This window comes from Pseudomonas sp. ASL4, from assembly GCF_056680395.1.
Genome location: NZ_CM155280.1, coordinates 5,423,850 through 5,441,313 on the forward strand (window position 1 = coordinate 5,423,850; position 17,464 = coordinate 5,441,313).

14 protein-coding genes and 2 pseudogenes are annotated in these 17,464 nt (G+C 57.5%); 10 read left to right on the forward strand and 6 right to left on the reverse strand.

From position 1 onward, the window contains the following. The first annotated feature begins 279 nt into the window (after window positions 1–279). Together AC1MEW_RS24565 and AC1MEW_RS24570 are read left to right on the forward strand one after the other, a co-directional pair. Window positions 280–2,022 (forward strand): ABC transporter permease, encoded by a 1,743-nt coding sequence (locus AC1MEW_RS24565; protein WP_201257371.1) that lies wholly within the window; start codon window positions 280–282, stop codon window positions 2,020–2,022. A gap of 14 nt (window positions 2,023–2,036) precedes the next feature. Continuing rightward, window positions 2,037–3,362: an ABC transporter ATP-binding protein gene (locus tag AC1MEW_RS24570; RefSeq protein ID WP_201257372.1), complete on the forward strand. Its 1,326-nt coding sequence runs from the start codon at window positions 2,037–2,039 to the stop codon at window positions 3,360–3,362. Window positions 3,363–3,633: 271 nt separating this feature from the next. Here AC1MEW_RS24570 and AC1MEW_RS24575 read toward each other — a convergent pair whose 3' ends face one another. Beyond that, window positions 3,634–4,113: a GNAT family N-acetyltransferase gene (locus AC1MEW_RS24575; protein WP_201257373.1), complete on the reverse strand. Its 480-nt coding sequence runs from the start codon at window positions 4,111–4,113 to the stop codon at window positions 3,634–3,636. A 154-nt stretch (window positions 4,114–4,267) separates the two neighbouring features. Here AC1MEW_RS24575 and AC1MEW_RS24580 point away from each other — a divergent pair, with 154 nt between their 5' ends. Further along, window positions 4,268–5,290, forward strand: a complete 1,023-nt coding sequence (locus AC1MEW_RS24580; RefSeq protein WP_480423870.1) for an AbrB family transcriptional regulator — start codon at window positions 4,268–4,270, stop codon at window positions 5,288–5,290. Window positions 5,291–5,294: 4 nt separating this feature from the next. Continuing rightward, on the forward strand, window positions 5,295–5,678 hold the full coding sequence (locus AC1MEW_RS24585; protein WP_480423872.1) for a hypothetical protein: 384 nt from the start codon (window positions 5,295–5,297) through the stop codon (window positions 5,676–5,678). Window positions 5,679–5,771: 93 nt separating this feature from the next. Here AC1MEW_RS24585 and AC1MEW_RS24590 read toward each other — a convergent pair whose 3' ends face one another. Continuing rightward, complete coding sequence (locus AC1MEW_RS24590; RefSeq protein WP_480423873.1) at window positions 5,772–6,464, reverse strand: M24 family metallopeptidase; 693 nt, start codon at window positions 6,462–6,464, stop codon at window positions 5,772–5,774. A 462-nt stretch (window positions 6,465–6,926) separates the two neighbouring features. On the opposite strand from AC1MEW_RS24590, the gene katG reads away from it, so the two are divergent. Next, window positions 6,927–9,182, forward strand: a complete 2,256-nt coding sequence (gene katG / locus AC1MEW_RS24595; protein WP_480423874.1) for a catalase/peroxidase HPI — start codon at window positions 6,927–6,929, stop codon at window positions 9,180–9,182. A 335-nt stretch (window positions 9,183–9,517) separates the two neighbouring features. On the opposite strand, the gene AC1MEW_RS24600 is transcribed toward katG, so the two are convergent. Both AC1MEW_RS24600 and AC1MEW_RS24605 read right to left on the reverse strand, forming a co-directional pair. Then, a complete protein-coding gene (locus AC1MEW_RS24600) occupies window positions 9,518–10,585 on the reverse strand; it encodes an NAD(P)-dependent alcohol dehydrogenase (RefSeq protein WP_480423875.1) in 1,068 nt (355 codons plus the stop codon). A gap of 337 nt (window positions 10,586–10,922) precedes the next feature. Next, a pseudogene (locus AC1MEW_RS24605) lies at window positions 10,923–11,131 on the reverse strand (hypothetical protein); the annotation flags it as partial. Between the two features lie 124 nt (window positions 11,132–11,255). On the opposite strand from AC1MEW_RS24605, the gene umoC reads away from it, so the two are divergent. From umoC to AC1MEW_RS24620, 3 genes and pseudogenes are all read left to right on the forward strand, one after another. Beyond that, window positions 11,256–11,756, forward strand: a complete 501-nt coding sequence (gene umoC, locus AC1MEW_RS24610) for a UmoC family flagellar biogenesis regulator (RefSeq protein ID WP_480423876.1) — start codon at window positions 11,256–11,258, stop codon at window positions 11,754–11,756. 90 nt (window positions 11,757–11,846) lie between these two features. Then, window positions 11,847–12,050 (forward strand): annotated as a pseudogene (locus AC1MEW_RS24615) (transposase domain-containing protein); the annotation flags it as partial. Then, a complete protein-coding gene (locus AC1MEW_RS24620) occupies window positions 12,047–12,691 on the forward strand; it encodes a DUF2268 domain-containing putative Zn-dependent protease (RefSeq protein ID WP_480423877.1) in 645 nt (214 codons plus the stop codon). The pseudogene AC1MEW_RS24615 and the gene AC1MEW_RS24620, both read left to right, overlap by 4 nt. A gap of 475 nt (window positions 12,692–13,166) precedes the next feature. On the opposite strand, the gene AC1MEW_RS24625 is transcribed toward AC1MEW_RS24620, so the two are convergent. Further along, on the reverse strand, window positions 13,167–13,781 hold the full coding sequence (locus AC1MEW_RS24625) for an FMN-dependent NADH-azoreductase (RefSeq protein ID WP_242486417.1): 615 nt from the start codon (window positions 13,779–13,781) through the stop codon (window positions 13,167–13,169). A 139-nt stretch (window positions 13,782–13,920) separates the two neighbouring features. On the opposite strand from AC1MEW_RS24625, the gene AC1MEW_RS24630 reads away from it, so the two are divergent. Continuing rightward, entirely contained in the window at window positions 13,921–14,820 is a 900-nt protein-coding gene (locus AC1MEW_RS24630; protein WP_201257385.1) for a LysR family transcriptional regulator, read from the forward strand. Window positions 14,821–15,005: 185 nt separating this feature from the next. After that, a complete protein-coding gene (locus AC1MEW_RS24635; RefSeq protein WP_480423880.1) occupies window positions 15,006–15,629 on the forward strand; it encodes a hypothetical protein in 624 nt (207 codons plus the stop codon). Between the two features lie 161 nt (window positions 15,630–15,790). On the opposite strand, the gene mqo is transcribed toward AC1MEW_RS24635, so the two are convergent. After that, window positions 15,791–17,443: a malate dehydrogenase (quinone) gene (mqo, locus tag AC1MEW_RS24640; protein WP_201257388.1), complete on the reverse strand. Its 1,653-nt coding sequence runs from the start codon at window positions 17,441–17,443 to the stop codon at window positions 15,791–15,793. Between the last annotated feature and the right edge of the window lie 21 nt (window positions 17,444–17,464).

A 17,464-nucleotide genomic window follows, 5' to 3' on the forward strand; every position in this document is an offset into this window, starting at 1 on the left:
AATGCCCAACCTGCCAAAGGAGCGTCCGGCCATGGACCCTGCCCATTCTCGGTGGGTCATGCAGACAGAAGCTAAGCTCACGAAAGTCCCACGCCCTGTTGCCTGATGAGTTCAACGTGGCGTTTGGGCTGGTGCCTTCAGCGTCCGTTTGCGTGACCTCACTCTGCTCTTTGCCAACCCTCAAGGGTGTGCCGTGTTGTGGTTCAGACGCGCGCGCTCAAGAAAGTACTGACTTGTGGTCCTGCCCTTCCACTCAGATCGCTGTTGGAATCACTGAATATGAACAAGGTATTGCGCCACTACATCCCGGCCACGACGCTGCGACTACTGCCCAACCGCTGGGACCTGGTCGCTTTGCCGCTGGTGATTGGCTTCTTGCTATTTTTCTCGATAGCCGCACGGGAAACCTGGGCGCCGATGTCCACCTTGCAAGGTGAAGTCATCTCACTCGACCCATCCAGCCTGCCCGAGTATGCGATGCGCACCACCCTGCGCATGCTCGCAGCGATGGCTGCCTCCCTGGTCTTTACCCTGCTGTACGGAACCCTGGCGGCCAAAAGCCGGCGCGCCGAGAAATTGCTGGTGCCGGTGCTGGACATCCTGCAATCGGTACCGGTGCTGGGCTACATCTCGTTCACGGTGACGTTTTTCCTGCTGTTGTTTCCAGGGCGAGTGCTCGGCGCTGAGTTCGCCGCCATTTTTGCCATCTTCACCAGTCAGGCCTGGAACATGACGTTCAGCTTCTACCAGTCACTGCGCATGCTGCCCCGTGACCTGGAAGAAGTGTCCAGCAACCTCCAGCTATCCGGCTGGCAGAGGTTCTGGAAGCTCGACGTGCCGTTCGCCATCCCGGGATTGGTCTGGAACATGATGATGAGCATGTCCGGCGGCTGGTTCTTCGTGGTGGCTTCCGAAGCCATCACTGTTGGTGACAAGACCGTCATGCTGCCGGGCGTGGGTTCGTACCTGGCCGTCGCCATCCAGCAGCAAGACCTGCATGCCGTGGGCTACGTCATCCTGGCGATGATCGCGGTGATCCTGATCTACGACCAATTCCTGTTCCGCCCGCTGGTAGCCTGGGCCGACAAGTTCCGCATGGAAAACACCGCCTCCCAGGCCGGCGCGCCGGAGTCCTGGGTGTTGAAACTGATCCAGCGCACCCGCATGGTCCAGCGCATCTTGCGCCCGATCACCCGCACCGTCGGCCGAATCGGCAACCGCCGCTTCAGCTTGCCGCGCACAAACCGCACCACCACGCCAGTCAACCCGGCCACTTCACGGCTGATCGATTGGGTGTGGGGCACGCTGATTGCCGTGTTGACCCTTTACACGCTGTACCACATCGGCCTCTATATGAGCAGCGAAGTGACACTTGGCGAGGTCGGGCACGTGCTCGTCATGGGGCTGATTACCCTGGTGCGAGTGGTGCTGTTGATCGCCGTGGCCTCGCTGATTTGGGTGCCGCTGGGGGTGATGATCGGTTTACGCCCGCACTTGGCCGAGAAAATCCAGCCGCTGGCGCAGTTCCTCGCGGCCTTCCCCGCCAACCTGCTGTTCCCGGTGTTTGTCATCGTGATTCTGCGTTACCAGTTGAACCCGGACATCTGGCTGAGCCCGCTGATCGTGCTCGGGACGCAGTGGTACATCTTGTTCAACGTGATTGCCGGCGCCAGCGCGTTCCCGAACGACTTCCGCGAGGCGGCGGCGAACTTCCGCATTCGCGGCTGGCTGTGGTGGCGCAAGATCATGTTGCCGGGCATCTTCCCGTATTACGTGACCGGGGCGATCACCGCGTCTGGCGGCGCGTGGAACGCCAGTATCGTTTCCGAATTCGTTTCATGGGGACAGGACAAGGTGGTAGCCCACGGTTTGGGCGCTTACATCGCCGAAAACACGGCCGCCGGTGACTTCCCGAAAATCACCCTCGGCGTGGTGGTGATGTCGCTCTTTGTGGTGGCCTTCAATCGCGTGGTATGGCGACCGATGTACGCCATTGCTGAAAACAAACTCCGTCTCAATTAACGGGATTCGATGTCATGAATACCTACACCGAACACACACAGGCATCCCCCGAAATCTACTCGTTGAACAACGTGAGCCGGGCGTTTGGCAAGGGCAAGGACGAGTTGCAAGTACTCACCAATGTCGACCTGACGCTGCGTGAAGGCGAGATCGTCGGCATGCTGGGCCGCTCCGGCTCGGGCAAGTCCACGTTGCTGCGCATCATTGCCGGCCTGATCCCACCGACATCGGGCGAAGTCCGCTACAACGGCCACTTGCTCAACGGGCCGGCGGAAGGCGTGGCCATGGTCTTCCAGACCTTTGCGCTGTTCCCTTGGCTGACCGTGCTCGAGAACGTAGAGGCCGGGTTGCAGGCGCTACAGGTCGAACGCAAGGAAGCGCGCAAACGCGCACTGGCGGCGATCGACTTGATCGGCCTCGATGGTTTCGAAAACGCTTACCCTCGGGAATTGTCCGGCGGCATGCGCCAACGGGTCGGCTTCGCCCGCGGCCTGGTGGTCAACCCGACGCTGCTGTTGATGGACGAGCCCTTCTCCGCCCTCGACGTATTGACCGCCGAAACCCTGCGTACCGACCTGCTGGACTTGTGGAGCGGTAAACAACTGCCGATCAAATCCATTCTGATCGTGACCCACAACATTGAAGAAGCGGTGTTGATGTGCGACCGCATCCTGGTGCTGTCCTCTAACCCAGGGCGCGTGGTCGCCGAGATCAAAGTACCGTTCGAGCACCCACGCAACCGACTGGACCCGACCTTTCGGCAAATGGTCGACGACATCTATGCCCTGATGACCGACCGCCGCAGCGCAGACGCCACGAGCACAGGCAAATCCGAACTGAAAATGGGCAGCCCGCTGCCAGAAGTCTCTACCAACTTGATTGCCGGCCTGATCGAAACCCTGGCGGCCGAGCCCTATAACGGCGAAGCCGGCCTGCCCGACGTCGCCGAACGACGCTTGCTGGAAGTGGACGACCTGTTCCCGGTCGCGGAAATGCTCGAACACCTGGGCTTCGCCGAACTCAAGGGCGCCGACATCACCCTGACCGAGGCCGGCAAACTCTTTGCCGACTACGGCACCCAAGAGCGCAAAACCCTGTTCGCCGAACACCTGGTCAAACACGTGCCACTGGCGGCCCGCATCCGCCAGGTCTTGCAGGAACGCAACGGCCACCGCGCGCCGCGAGTGCGTTTTGAGCAGGAACTGGAAGATTCGCTGACCGATGCGTTCGTCGAAAAAACCCTGGAAAGCGTGATTACCTGGGGCCGCTACGCGGAGATCTTCTCCTACGACGACCACACCGAGACATTCAGCCTCGAAGACGTGGAAGGCAGCGTTTAAAGCCCACTAACAAAAGCCCCGATCCCATAAAAGGCATCGGGGCTTTTTTGTTGATCACCCCGTCCCCCCGTAGGAGCGAGGCTTGCTCGCGAAAGCGGTGTGTCAGTCAACATTGATGTTGAATATGACGGCCCCTTCGCGAGCAAGCCCGCTCCCACAAGGGTATCTGCTGTGAATCCACTACCTGTGAACGCCAGCAATCAACTGTGGGAGCGAGGCTTGCCCGCGAAGAGGTCCTAAAACTCACCGCACATTCAAGCCCTGAAAACATTCATCCCCAAACCTTCCTCAAATGAATCAACGCCACACGACGCCCGTCCGGCGACGCCCGTTCTTCAATATCAAACGGCACAAACCCAAGCTTCGGATACAAAATCAGCCCCGCGGTATTCTCGTTAAAACACGACAACTGCACCTCCCGCGCCCCATGACGCTCAAGCGCCAGCCGCTCCATCGTCGCCACCAAAAACGTCGCCACACCCTGCCCTCGCGCCTCGGGCGACACAATCAAATTGCCAATCGCACAGATCCCGTCACGCTCAAACTTGTAGAAGTTGGCAAACCCGACAATGGCGCCGTCCTGCTCGATCACCGTCGAGTCCGAGCGCTTGGCAATCGATGCGCCCAGTTGCGCCTCCGTCAGCGGGTACTGGCCGGTCGGGAACATAAAAAACAGTTCTTGGGGATCTTGAGGAAATTCGCAAATCGTCAGTACATCTTCAGCACTGACTGGGCGATAGGTGAGCGGCATGGTTGGGTTCCCTCCAAATGTCGAGGTGACAGATTACGTTGGGCCATCGCGAGATAGAAGCGCTCAACCACTTGACCCGCGCACCGTTAGATGGGAGAACGTGCATGGCCTAAATGGACGACACATTCAGTAACACTAGAATCAAGGAAGACTCATGAAGACCTTACTGTGTTTGCTGATCGCCACCGGTGTCGGCACCGCGCTGCAGTATGTCGGCGTACCCCATGGCCTGTTACTCGGCTCGATTCTCGCCACCTCGCTAATCGCCAGCAACCTGCGCTTCGCCCCCACCCTGCCCTTGGGCCTCGGCTTCATACAAATCGTGCTGGGGATCGCCACCGGCCTGATGTTCAAGGCGTGGGACAGCCACACTGCCGCCGCTATGTTACCCAGCCTCGGCATCCTATTCCTGTGCCTGACCGCCCAGATTGCGATGGCCAGTTTTTGGCTGTTCAAGGTCTCGGGCTGGAACCTCAAGGACTCGCTGCTGGCCGTCTACCCCGGCGCCCTCGCTGCGGTGTTTGATCTGCTCGAGTCCGAGCGAGCGTCCGGCAAAGTCATCGTCGTGCACCTGGTGCGGCTGCTGTCGATCACTGTGCTGGTCAGTTTTCTGATTCCCGCGCAAACCAGCATGGCACTTGCCGAAAGCAGCCCGCTAGTCTTCAGCACCGTGCTCACGGTGCTATCGTTGATCGCCCTGAGCATCGGCATCGGCCGCTTGTTGTTGCGCATCGGCGTCCCGGCACCGTTCATGCTCACCGCCATCGTCGCCACCGCCGCCTCTATCAAGATGGGCTATCTCCACAACTTCCAAATGCCGGAATGGAGCGTCGATGCCGCAACAGTGATCATTGGCGTGCTCATTGGCTCGAAATTCAAAGACATCTCCTTCGGCGAACTTATACGCCATGGCCGCGCCGGGATGATGGCCGTCGCCCTTATGCTGCTGATCGCCGCCGCATTTGCCGGCGTGGCCGGACGAGTCCTGGGCAGCGATCCGTTGTCCTTGTGGATGGCCTACATGCCCGGCGCCATCGAAACCATCGCCATCGTCGCGTTCGGTGGCGGGCTGAATGTGGTGTTCATCCTGACGCATCACCTGGTGCGGATGGTGGTGCTGCACTTTGCACCGGCGGTGATTGTGCAAGCGCGGCGTTGGCGCGAGAGTGAATCGTAGGCCCATGCCTGGCGCATCATTTGCCATCCGCGTGTTATTCGCCTGCTGTCTTTTGGTCGCCACGGCCAATCATTTGCGGGCGGATTTTCAACATGGATTTTTCTGGGACTACGGCTACGGGAATGGCGCGTATTGGGCCAGCCGAGTGTTCTGGGGGGCACTGACGATTCTTGATCCTTTGGCGGCACTGCTGCTTTTCATCAAACCCCGGACAGGCATCGCACTCACGGCGGCCATCATCATCGCAGATGTCGCTCACAACACGTTTTACGTGGCCGTGAATCAGCAATGGCTTGAGCCGTTCTATCTTTCACAGGTAGCGTTTTTGTTGGCGGTTCTGCTGCTTTCGCCAGTTGCCTGGTATCGAACGGCTCGGGGGCACCTGTAGGAGCACGGCTTGCCGGCGATGGCGTTCGGGAGAGCGCTATCGCGAGCAAGCTCTGCTCCTACAAAGAAACGAATAAATCAGTCCGTTTTTCACTCAAAGTTCTGTCGCAGCACCAGCTTCATTGAAGAAATAAACGTTTTCATGCTTAAACCCCCAGACACCTTCGACCTGGCGAATATGAGGTTCAAAAGTAAAACACTCCACCTCCCCTAAACGCCGGTCATTCCCGGCCTCGATATACAACCTGTCGCCCCGCCGCTCGCACAGGCTATGCCCAACATTCGCGCTGAAGTCGAGATTCTCAAACCCGGCCGAAATGATCGAATCATTGGCGAACTCATACAGCTCATGAAAGGTAGTGTCTGGCCGGGTAAAACGGCACATCGACTCATGTAACAGCCGCTCAACCGCATACCCTCTGCCGAATTCATCCCCGATGGGCACCGCTCTGCACACGACGTCCTCCATATAAAACGAACGCGCGCAGTCGCCCCAGACATTGCCGGATTTCGGACTCAAATCGACCGTTATTAAATTGTGGAGACCAACAGCCTCATCGCTCGGCCGGTAATCGCGCCCGGAGATCGAGAGCAAGCTGCGAGACCCGAGCAGCACGAAGGCCGGGCAATCGTAATACCAGGTGTCGGGATAGCCCAATCGGGCCAGTGCCTGTGCGGAGAGGTGAGCAATGGATGCTTCGGTGGAGTCTGGCGTTATGTGCTCGACGAGTTGCTGCAAAACCGCTTTCGCTGCGGTTTGGACGGGTAGATTCAGCGGTTTTTCCATGTTAGACGCAGCTCCAGACAAACTGGCAGGGTGAGCAGCCATTAAGGTGTTGAGTACTTATAGCTTGCCGCACCCGTAGGAGCACGGCTTGCCGGCGAAGGCACCCGTGAGACCGCTATCGCGAGCAAGCTTTGCTCCTGCTGTGCGCGCAAAAGATTCCGCCTATCACACCCCAACACTGCGCCTATTAGCAGTCCGCCTCAGAGGGTCTAGTCTTACCCGTGCGCCGGCGTACGCTGGCCGTTCAATACCTGATGAAGAGATAAGAAAAGAGTCACAGGCTTGCCGTGGGCCCGCGTGCTGGCGAATCGATCGCCAATCTCTAGACGTCCCGTGTGGCCACAATGAGCAGTTGATCGAACTGCTTGGCCCAGCAGCCTATGTCATTGATTTCGCTCATTGCTATTGCGGGCCCAGGCCGGGCCGGATGGCTGGATGAACACGACCGAAGGTAGCTCTTACATGGCAAACGAATCGAAATGCCCGTTCAATCACGCCGCTGGCGGTGGTACGACGAACCGCGACTGGTGGCCGAATCAACTGAATCTGAAAATCCTGCACCAGCACTCGACCCTGTCCGATCCTTTGGACAAGGGCTTCAACTACGCCGATGCGTTCAAAAAACTCGATTTTGCGGCGGTCAAAGCCGATCTGAATGCGCTGATGACCGATTCCCAAGACTGGTGGCCGGCGGACTTCGGTCACTACGGGCCGTTTTTTATCCGCATGGCCTGGCACGCTGCCGGCACTTACCGCACCGGTGATGGCCGTGGCGGTGCCGGTTCCGGCCAGCAACGCTTTGCGCCGCTCAACAGTTGGCCGGACAACGTCAGCCTCGACAAGGCGCGCCGGCTGCTCTGGCCGATCAAGCAAAAGTATGGCCAGAACATTTCCTGGGCCGATCTGATCGTCCTCACCGGCAACGTCGCGCTGGAGTCCATGGGCTTCAAGACCTTCGGCTATTCCGGCGGTCGTCCCGATGTGTGGGAACCGGACGAAGACGTGTACTGGGGTTCTGAAAACAAATGGCTCGGCGGCGACACCCGCTACGGCAAAGAAAACGCCCCCGTGGAAGCACCCGGCGAAGGTCCACTCGTAGCCGAACCGGGAAAAAATGAGGAGAGCCGCACCGACCACGGTCGCAACCTTGAGAACCCGTTGGCTGCCGTGCAAATGGGCCTGATCTACGTCAACCCGGAAGGTCCGGAAGGCGAGCCAGACCCGGTCAGATCCGCCATAGACATCCGCGAAACCTTCGGCCGCATGGCCATGAATGACGAAGAAACCGTGGCGCTGATCGCCGGCGGCCACGCCTTCGGCAAAACCCACGGCGCCGGCCCTGCCGACAACGTCGGTGCAGAACCCGAAGCTGCGGGCTTGGAAGAACAAGGCTTCGGTTGGAAGAACAGCTTCGGCACCGGCAAAGGCGCCGACACCATCACCAGCGGCCTGGAAGTGACCTGGACCACCACCCCGACCAAGTGGAGCAACAACTACCTGGAAAACCTGTTCGGCTTCGATTGGGAACTGACCAAAAGCCCGGCCGGCGCGCACCAGTGGACACCCAAAAATGGCGGCGGCGCCGGCACCATCCCGGATGCCCACGACCCGTCCAAACGCCGCAACCCAACCATGCTGACCTCGGACCTGGCGCTGCGCTTCGACCCGATCTACGAGCCAATTGCACGGCGCTTCCTGGCCAATCCCGACCAACTCGCCGATGCCTTCGCCCGCGCCTGGTTCAAGCTTATCCACCGCGACATGGGCCCACTCTCACGCTACCTCGGCCCGGAACTGCCCGCCGAAGAACTGCTGTGGCAAGACCCGATCCCTGCGCTCGACCATGCCGTGGTCAACGACAGCGACATCGCCGCACTCAAGGGCAAACTCCTCGCCTCGGGCCTGAGCGTTTCACAACTGGTGTCCACCGCTTGGGCAGCCGCTTCCACCTTCCGTGGCTCCGACAAACGCGGCGGCGCCAACGGTGGACGTCTGCGGCTGGCGCCACAAAAATCCTGGCAAGCCAACCAGCCCGAACAACTGGCGAAGGTGCTGGCGAAACTCGAAAGTATCCAAAGCGAGTTCAACAGCGGCGGCAAGAAAGTCTCCCTGGCCGACCTGATCGTGCTCGCCGGTAACGCCGGCGTCGAACAAGCGGCAAAAAACGCTGGCCACACCGTCACGGTGCCGTTCACCCCAGGACGGATGGACGCCACCCAAGAGCAAACGGACGTGGAATCGTTCGGCTTCCTGGAGCCCATCGCCGACGGCTTCCGCAACTACCTGAAAACCCGCTACCGCGTTCCGGCCGAGCAACTGTTGATCGACAAGGCGCAACTGCTGACCCTCACCGCGCCAGAAATGACCGCGCTGATCGGCGGCCTGCGGGTGCTGAATACCAACATCGGCCAAGCCAAGCACGGCGTCTTCACTCAGCGGCCTGAAGCGTTGACCAACGACTTCTTCACCAACCTGCTGGACATGGGCGTTGAGTGGAAACCGACTTCGGAGACCAAGGAGGAATTCGAGGGCCGCGACCGCAAAACCGGCGCAGTGAAATGGACGGCAACCCGGGTTGATCTGGTGTTTGGTTCGAATGCGCAGTTGCGGGCATTGGCGGAAGTCTATGCCAGCAGCGACGCGAAGGAGCGGTTCGTCAAAGACTTCGTGGCCGCGTGGACCAAAGTGATGAACCTGGACCGCTTTGAAGTGAAGTAACACAAACCCTAACGCTGAAAACTGCAACGCCTCCCAATGTGGAGGCGTTGTACTGTTTGCGGATCAGGAAAGACTAAACGGGAGAAATCGTGGCAAGGGCCCCCAGCAATATGGTCAGGACCAGAAATCCACCCAGGAAAATCGCCATCTTACCCATCGGGCCTCCTACATCATGAATGTGCGGTGCAAACCGGCCGCGACCGCGAACCGTGCCGGCATTGTGAGCCGCCGGCCCGGTGCATTACAGATGCAGGTGACGCCGAAAAAACCATATCAGATGCACCCTCCCCCCGTAGGAGCTGCCGAAGGCTGCGATCCTTTGATCCAAAAACCGATCAAGCAACCTCGACTTCCTTCTTCAAACTGTTCATATCAATCACAAACCGATACTTCACATCGCCTTTCAGCATGCGGCTATAAGCCTCGTTAATGTTCTGGATATCAATCATCTCAATATCCGAAACAATCCCGTGCTTGGCACAGAAATCCAGCATCTCCTGGGTTTCCTGAATCCCGCCTATCAACGACCCCGCCAGACTGCGACGCTTGAAGATCAGGTTAAACACCGAAGGCGACGGATGCGGACTGTCCGGCGCACCCACCAGCGTCATCGTGCCATCGCGCTTGAGCAGATTGAGGAAGGCATCCAGATCATGCGGCGCGGCCACCGTGTTCAGAATGAAGTCCAACGTGTTGGCAAACTTCGCCATCTCATCCGGATTCTTCGACACCACCACCTCATCCGCGCCCAGACGCAAACCGTCCTCACGCTTGTTCGGCGACGTCGTAAACAACACCACATGCGCGCCCATGGCATGCGCAATCTTCACCGCCATATGCCCCAGACCACCGAGGCCAACCACCCCGACCTTCTTGCCAGGCCCGACCTTCCAGTGATGCAACGGCGAATACGTGGTAATGCCCGCACACAGCAGCGGCGCGACGGCGGCCAGATTGGCGTTGTCGTGGGAAATGCGCAGAACGAACTTCTCCTTCACCACGATATTGTCCGAGTAACCACCAAAAGTGTTCTCGCCACCAAACACCGGACCGTTGTAAGTCCCGGTGAAACCGCTCTCGCAATACTGCTCCTCGCCTTCCGCGCACGACGCACAGTGCTGGCAACTGTCGACCATGCAGCCAACGCCGGCCAGATCGCCCACTTTAAACTTGCTGACATTTGCACCGACCGCAGTCACTCGACCGACAATTTCATGGCCCGGCACCGAGGGGTACAGCGTGTTGTGCCACTCATTGCGCACGGTGTGCAGGTCGGAATGGCACACGCCGCAATAGAGGATATCGATCTGCACATCGTCCGCGCCTGGGGCGCGACGTTCGAAGGTGAAAGGCTTGAGCGAGTCCTTGGAACCCTGCGCGGCGTAACTGTAAGTCTTGGCCATTGCGGTCACCTTTTAAGTCAGAGGTTGAATATAAGAGGAGTAGTGTCGGTGCTGAATCGTTCAAGTGGATGACGGGGATGGTCGGTTTGGTGGTCGACCGTCGAGGAACGTTGGCGGCTGCGGTGAGCCGCGTTGCGGATAGGGTAAGGCTTGGGGAGGTGGGGGCGATGGCTGCATTCTGCTGAATTATTGCCTGATCCGGTTAAATTGGGTTGGCGGGGTGTTTATCTAGCGGCATTCGTAATTGGCGAGCTGACATTCAGCTTCGAAGGCATAGATTTATCTCACCGTCTTTTAACAGGGTATGAGACAACGCAGGGATCAGCGCCAACCACTCCTCGATGACTTGCTCGGCAAAGGCGTCCCAGGAAATGACAGCCTTAATGGCGACGCACGAGTCGCGGCCCGTTTGCTTGGCGTCGATCAGAGCTTGGCCGATGCACCCATCCCCCCCCATGGCGGTGATGTATTTGCCGGACGCCAAAACTGTTGCTGATGCTTCTTCTTAGCAGCGTTGAACAGCTTGCCCAGGATGCAGTCAAACAGGCGCTGGGGCTGTGAGCGCTACTCGACCTCAATGGGTCTAATCCTGCGTACGTAGTACACAATGGGCCTAGTATTCAAAGTTGTTTCTGCCCCTCGAAAAATGCTTTCCAAAGGATAGATAAAAATGAGAAAACTCATTTCTGTGGTCGTTGTAGCGACTACATTTGCCATTGGTACCGCATTCGCTCAAGTACCCGCGAAACCTGATGTGAATCCAATCACAAATGGCGCGGTCAATATGGCATCTACGCCTACTGCCATCGCAGCAAAAACTGCAGTGACCAGCGACGCTCAAGCTGGAGCATTGAACGAATGCTACAACACCATTGGCGATCAGTCCCGGACAGCGTTGCAGCCTTGCCTTGAGCGTAAGACTCGCGAAGTCACGTCACAAATGAATATCGCCTACAAAAAACTGGAAACCAAGACAAAGGAAATCGATTCGAGTGCGACGGCCAAAGCCCTTGCCTCGCTGCTCGCCTCTCAGAAGGCTTTCGAGAAGTTCAAGGATGCTCAGTGTCAATGGGAAGGTGACTCGGTGATGGGTGGCTCGGGCGCTGGAGATATTTTAAGTTCCTGCAAAGTCGATTTGATGCGCTTCAGAACTAAGCAACTTTCCGATTAGAAAAAAGGGGACAGATTTATTTTTCATTGCTGTCTAGACTGGTGACAGAGAAATAAGTCTGTCCCCTTTTCACAAGAACTGGCTCTTCGCTCGCTACGCAGCGGAAAACGGACAGCGGCCGTCATGAGCTTGATCCAATCTGTGCGGCTCAATGGGCATGATCCGTATGCTTATTTGAAGGACGTGCTCACGCGCTTGCCGAGGCAGCGGGCGAGTGAAATCGATCAGCTGTTGCCGCATAGGTGGCAACCCATCTCGTTATGCAAGGCTTTATGCAGGGACGCATACCAATGACATCCATAAATTTCCATTTCATCGACGCGTGCGGCGCGCTTATCGATCACCGTAATTGGCTTCACACCCGCCTGTTAGAGACCTACGAAAAAGTAATTACGTTGATGCCGTTGCGCCCGCTTGATGTGATCGTGAAAGCTGGCACTCATGTCATTCCAGAAAAGGGGCATCTAGGATATGCACCCGAACCAGGCCTTATTTTTTTGACCGTAGACCCTGCGAGTGACATTTTCAGAGCAAACCAAGAAGCGTCGCTCGAACGAATGTTCGCACATGAGCTTCACCATGCTGCCCGATGGGATGGGCCAGGTTATGGATCATCATTAGGTGAAGCGCTTGTTTCGGAGGGGCTGGCGGGCGCTTTTTCACAGGAAATCTGCGGTGGTTTACCTGAACCATGGGAGCGCCTCGATGTGTCTGACATTCGACGCCATGTCGCAATGGCGGCGAGCTACTGGAGTCGCAAGGATTATGGCCACGACGCATGGTTCTTTGGTGCATCCGACCTCCCAAAATGGTTGGGCTATTCCCTTGGATTTCAGCTCGTAAAGCGATTCCTGTTGGAGCATAAGGGCAGCAGCCCTTCTAGTCTCGTGGAGATGGAGGCCCAAGCGTTTCGTGGGATGCTCGCAGTTATCTAAGGCGTTCGGGCCTAGGTCATCAAAGACGGTGGGGGCATTCGCGTCTACCGTGACATGACAGCCACTGAGCTGGCAGAACGTGACGCAAGACAAAAGGGTTATGACGACATGCTGGCCCGACAAAGGGCGGATGAAGACCAACGCTTTAAGGCAATCGATCAAAAGAAGGCTCAAGCCGTTGCGGGCTGCACTTTTACAAAACCCTGCACACTGCCTGACGGGACGATCAACTACGCCAGTCCCAGCGGAGCCATTCCCACCGATGCGATTAGCCTATAGGGCGAGTTTGCGTTGCTGGGTGGCCGCGAAACGGATGCACAAGGAAACGTTCCTCTCAAGAAAGTCAGTGGTGGCGCCCTACCCGCCTCACTGGGAACACTTCTGTCAGGCGGGGCTGCTACTGCTGGCGGCGTGTCCTGTGGTGGTCTTTGCACGGCTGACGCTGTGGAATCATATGGGCGAGGAGAAATGCTGTCTAAACCAGCGACTTTTGAATTTGATGATCAAATGCATCTAGAAAATCGTGCATACCGATTTCTCCGAGATCTACCGCTTTAGCGCCGCCGGCCGCAATAAAGGTGACATCAGTGATACCCAGGACGTTGAGGATCAGTTTCAAATAGTGGGTCGCAATGTCACGGTCTCTAATCGGGGAGTCGTTGGTGTAAACACCTCCCGAGGCGAGCAGCACCGTTGCCTTTTTACCGGTCACCAGCCCTTTACCATCAAAGCCCAAGGTCAGGCCTTTACGTACCACGTGATCCACCCACGCCTTGAGCGCTGCAGGGACGTTATAGTTGTAGACCGGCGTTGAAATAACCACGTGATCGGTTTCCAGCAACTCGGCCGTAAGCTCATCGGATAGCTGCAACACGGCTTTCATTTCAGGCGAATGTTGGGTTTGCGGGGTGAAGTAAGCCTGTAACCAGGGGGCCGTCACGAACGTAAGCGGAGTGTCCGTTAGATCCCGTATTTTGATAGCGCCCCTAGGGTGTGCAGCTTCCCACGCGGCGACAAATCGGCGAGTGAGCTGCCGGGAGATTGAAGCATCCCCACGTGAGCTGGTTTCAATGGAGAGAAGCCTGGACATGGATGTAACTCCTGCGCGGTGGCGCGGCGGTAGGTTTTGCGTTGTCGCTTTAGGCGATGTGCGACACACTCTACCCAATGCGATCTCTAAGCAGGAGTGATGTAAATATGATTAAGTCCATCTGTTTAAGTGATGGGTCATGATCGGAAATCTCAGCCTGGATCAGTTGCGGATCCTTGTAACCATTGCTGATACAGGCAGTTTTTCGGCAACGGGACGTCACCTGCGGCGTGCTCAATCTGCCATTAGCCAGTCGATTGCCACACTTGAGTCAGTTCAAGGTGTGAGGCTGTTTGATCGCAGCGGCCATCGGCCAACGCTCACTGAGGTCGGTAGAGTGCTAGTGGTTCAAGCGCGCGCAGTGCTGGCAAGCGCTGCCCAGTTTGAAGCAATGGCAGCAAGTACGGCAGCAGGGGTTGAGCCGGAGTTGACGCTCGCCATAGACCCTTTGGTCCCTAGCGCACCGCTCATCGAAAGCCTGCGCGCTATCCGCGAGGCTTTTCCGCATCTGGCAGTGAGTTTTTCTACAGAAGGCTTGGGCGGCGCAGAGCGCCGATTGCGCAACGGCGATGCGGCACTGGCGCTTTGCACATTGATTCCGACAGTGCCCGACGATGTCGTCGCACTGCCGCTGCTCAGCGTCGACTTGAGGCCAGTAGTCGCCAGCGGGCATCCCCTGGCGATGTTAGGCCGTCGGGCAACAAGTGCAGACCTCAAGCCTTATGTTCAACTGATACTTTCCGATCCGGTTTCTCCCGACGGCCCTAGCTATGGGGTGACGGGCAGTCATCAGTGGCGGTTTGTAGATTTGGCACGGCGGCTGGATTTTTTGCTCGCCGGGTTCGGTTGGTGCCGAATGCCAGAGCATCTGATTGCGGATCATCTGGCTTCAGGACGCCTCCTGCCGCTTGAGTTAACCGCCGAACTTCAGCGCACACCAGACACACTTACGATCTACGCAGCGCACATGCAAAATCGCTCTTTAGGAAAAGCAGGCCGATGGCTTCTGAATGATCTGACCCGTCGTCTGTGCATGTGATGATACGAAGACGACTAACGTCAGCGGTTTGGTTATCCCGTTGGCCAAAGGGCTGATGCGGCTAATCGAACTGGTTGTACAGGGACTGCCCGAGTCGTGATCGTCTGTGCGTATTTCGCAAGCCAAGGTGTGATGCCTGCCCGCTTACGAAACTGATTGGAAATCTCAAGGATCGAGGATAGGAAATGAGCATTCTCAGTGGACTGAAAAGCCTCGTTAGACGCGGCCCTCAAGAGCAAGTCGTCGGTTACTCCCTTCCAGATTTGAAGTCGGTTTTTACTCCGCCGTTATTAGGCCCCGCTCGTCCCTTTGCCGACTATCCGCCAGTGGTGCCGTTGGAGGATGTCGGTGTTCTCGCCTATTACTCTACTTTTCTAACCACACCGGAAGACGCTGATGAATTCGCAGCACTGGTCGAATCGAATTTCAGTTTCGTGGTTGAAAAACCATTCAATAACCATCCCGTAAAGCGCTATTCCAACGGCCGTAAAGACGAGCACTTGATCTACTTCAACTCCGGTTCTGAGTTCAACGCCACAACGGTTCGTATGGTGACGAATAGCGTCGATTTTCTGGGTGTTGTTCAGGGGTCGGGATGGGCTGTTCCGCCGCCGTGGATTGCGTTTGAGGGTTACAAGGCTTCTTGGTGGGGAAGCAATATGCAAGGGGCTCAGGGGTATTACAACGATAACTACTTTCTTCCGTTCTTTACTCGGTTGAGTGGTTTGGAGAAGCAGGCGTATTACGTGCGGTTCGAGGCTAGCAGTGAGTGGATTGAGAGTTTGGAGTTGATGTGTGGCAATGAGTGAGGTTGCTTTGGGCTGCTGCGCAGCCCAACGGAGGCAAGCCCCCTCACCACAGGTATTTGCCAACATCGGATTTTGCGTTGCCTGCCAGAGCTGAACCCCGCCCACAAAAAAGCCCACTGACCGTCACCGGTTCAGTGGGCTTTTTCAAATAAGGCTTCTAGTTACAGAGCCATATCACTTGCAGCGTTAGGCTTAACAGCCTTCGCAGCGTCAGCCGGAGCCGGAGCAGCAGCCGGAGCCGCCAACTGCGGAATCGCCGGCGGCGGAGTCAGCTGCAATACCTTGGCGGTATAAGCCCACTCTTCAGCCACTTTGGCTGGGTTGCCATTCAACTGAGTGCCATAGCTCGGCACGATCTGGTGCAGTTTTTCCTGCCAGGCCGGCGTTGCAACCTGATCCTTGAAGACCTTTTGCAGCACGGTCAGCATGATCGGTGCAGCGGTCGATGCGCCTGGGGAAGCGCCCAGCAGACCGGCGATGGTGCCGTCAGCGGAGGTAACAATTTCAGTACCCAGTTTCAGCACGCCACCGGCCGCTTCATCACGCTTGATGATTTGCACGCGTTGGCCGGCTTGCCACAGGCGCCAGTCTTCGGCTTTGGCGTTCGGGAAGTATTCTTTCAGGGCGTTCATGCGGTCTTCGTCGGACAGCATGAGTTGGCCAGCAAGGTACTCAACCAGTGGGTATTCCTTGATGCCGACTTTGGTCATCGGCCAGATGTTGTGGGTGGTGGTGCTGGTCAGCAGGTCCAGGTACGAGCCTTCTTTCAGGAACTTGGTGCTGAAGGTCGCGAATGGGCCAAACAGGATGACGCGCTTGCCGTCCAGGACACGGGTGTCCAGGTGCGGAACGGACATAGGCGGTGCGCCAACGGAGGCTTTGCCGTAGGCCTTGGCCAGGTGTTGTTCGGCGATGGTTGGGTTGTCGGTCACGAGGAACGAGCCGCCAACCGGGAAGCCTGCGTATTCCTTGGCTTCAGGAATGCCGGACTTCTGCAGCAGGTGCAGTGCACCGCCGCCCGCGCCGATGAACAGGAACTTGGCGTCGGTTTCGGTGGTGGTGCCGTCTTTCAGGTTTTTGTAGCTGACGCGCCAGGTGCCGTCGGCGTTCTTGGTGATGTCCTGTACTTCGCTGGACAGTTTCAAGTCGAACTTAGGCGTGGTTTGCAGGTGCGCAACGAACTGACGGGTGATTTCGCCAAAGTTGACGTCGGTGCCGATCGGAGTCCAGGTGGCCGCGATTTTCTGGTTCGGGTCACGCCCTTCCATCATCAGCGGAACCCACTTCTTGATCACAGCCGGGTCTTCGGAGTACTGCATGCCGGCGAACAGCGGGCTCGCTTGCAGGGCTTCGTAGCGTTTTTTCAGGAACTTGATGTTGTCATCGCCCCACACGAAGCTCATGTGCGGAGTGGAGTTGATGAACGAACGCGGGTTCTTCAGAACGCCTTGCTGAACCTGCCACGACCAGAACTGACGGGAGATCTGGAAGGCTTCGTTGATTTCAACGGCTTTCGGGATCTGGACTTTACCGTTCTCGTCTTCCGGGGTGTAGTTCAGCTCTGCCAGGGCAGAGTGACCGGTACCGGCGTTGTTCCAGCCGTTGGAGCTTTCCAGGGCGACGCCGTCGAGGCGCTCGACCATTTCCATCGACCAGTCCGGTTGCAACTCATTGAGCCACACACCCAGGGTCGCGCTCATGATGCCGCCGCCAATAAGCAGCACATCGACTTTCTTTGCCTCTTCCGCGTGAACGGACGTGATCCCCATCGACAAAGCCAGCCCCAATAGGGCCGTGTTCAGTTTTTTAAGCATCTGTTGCACCTATGATAAAAC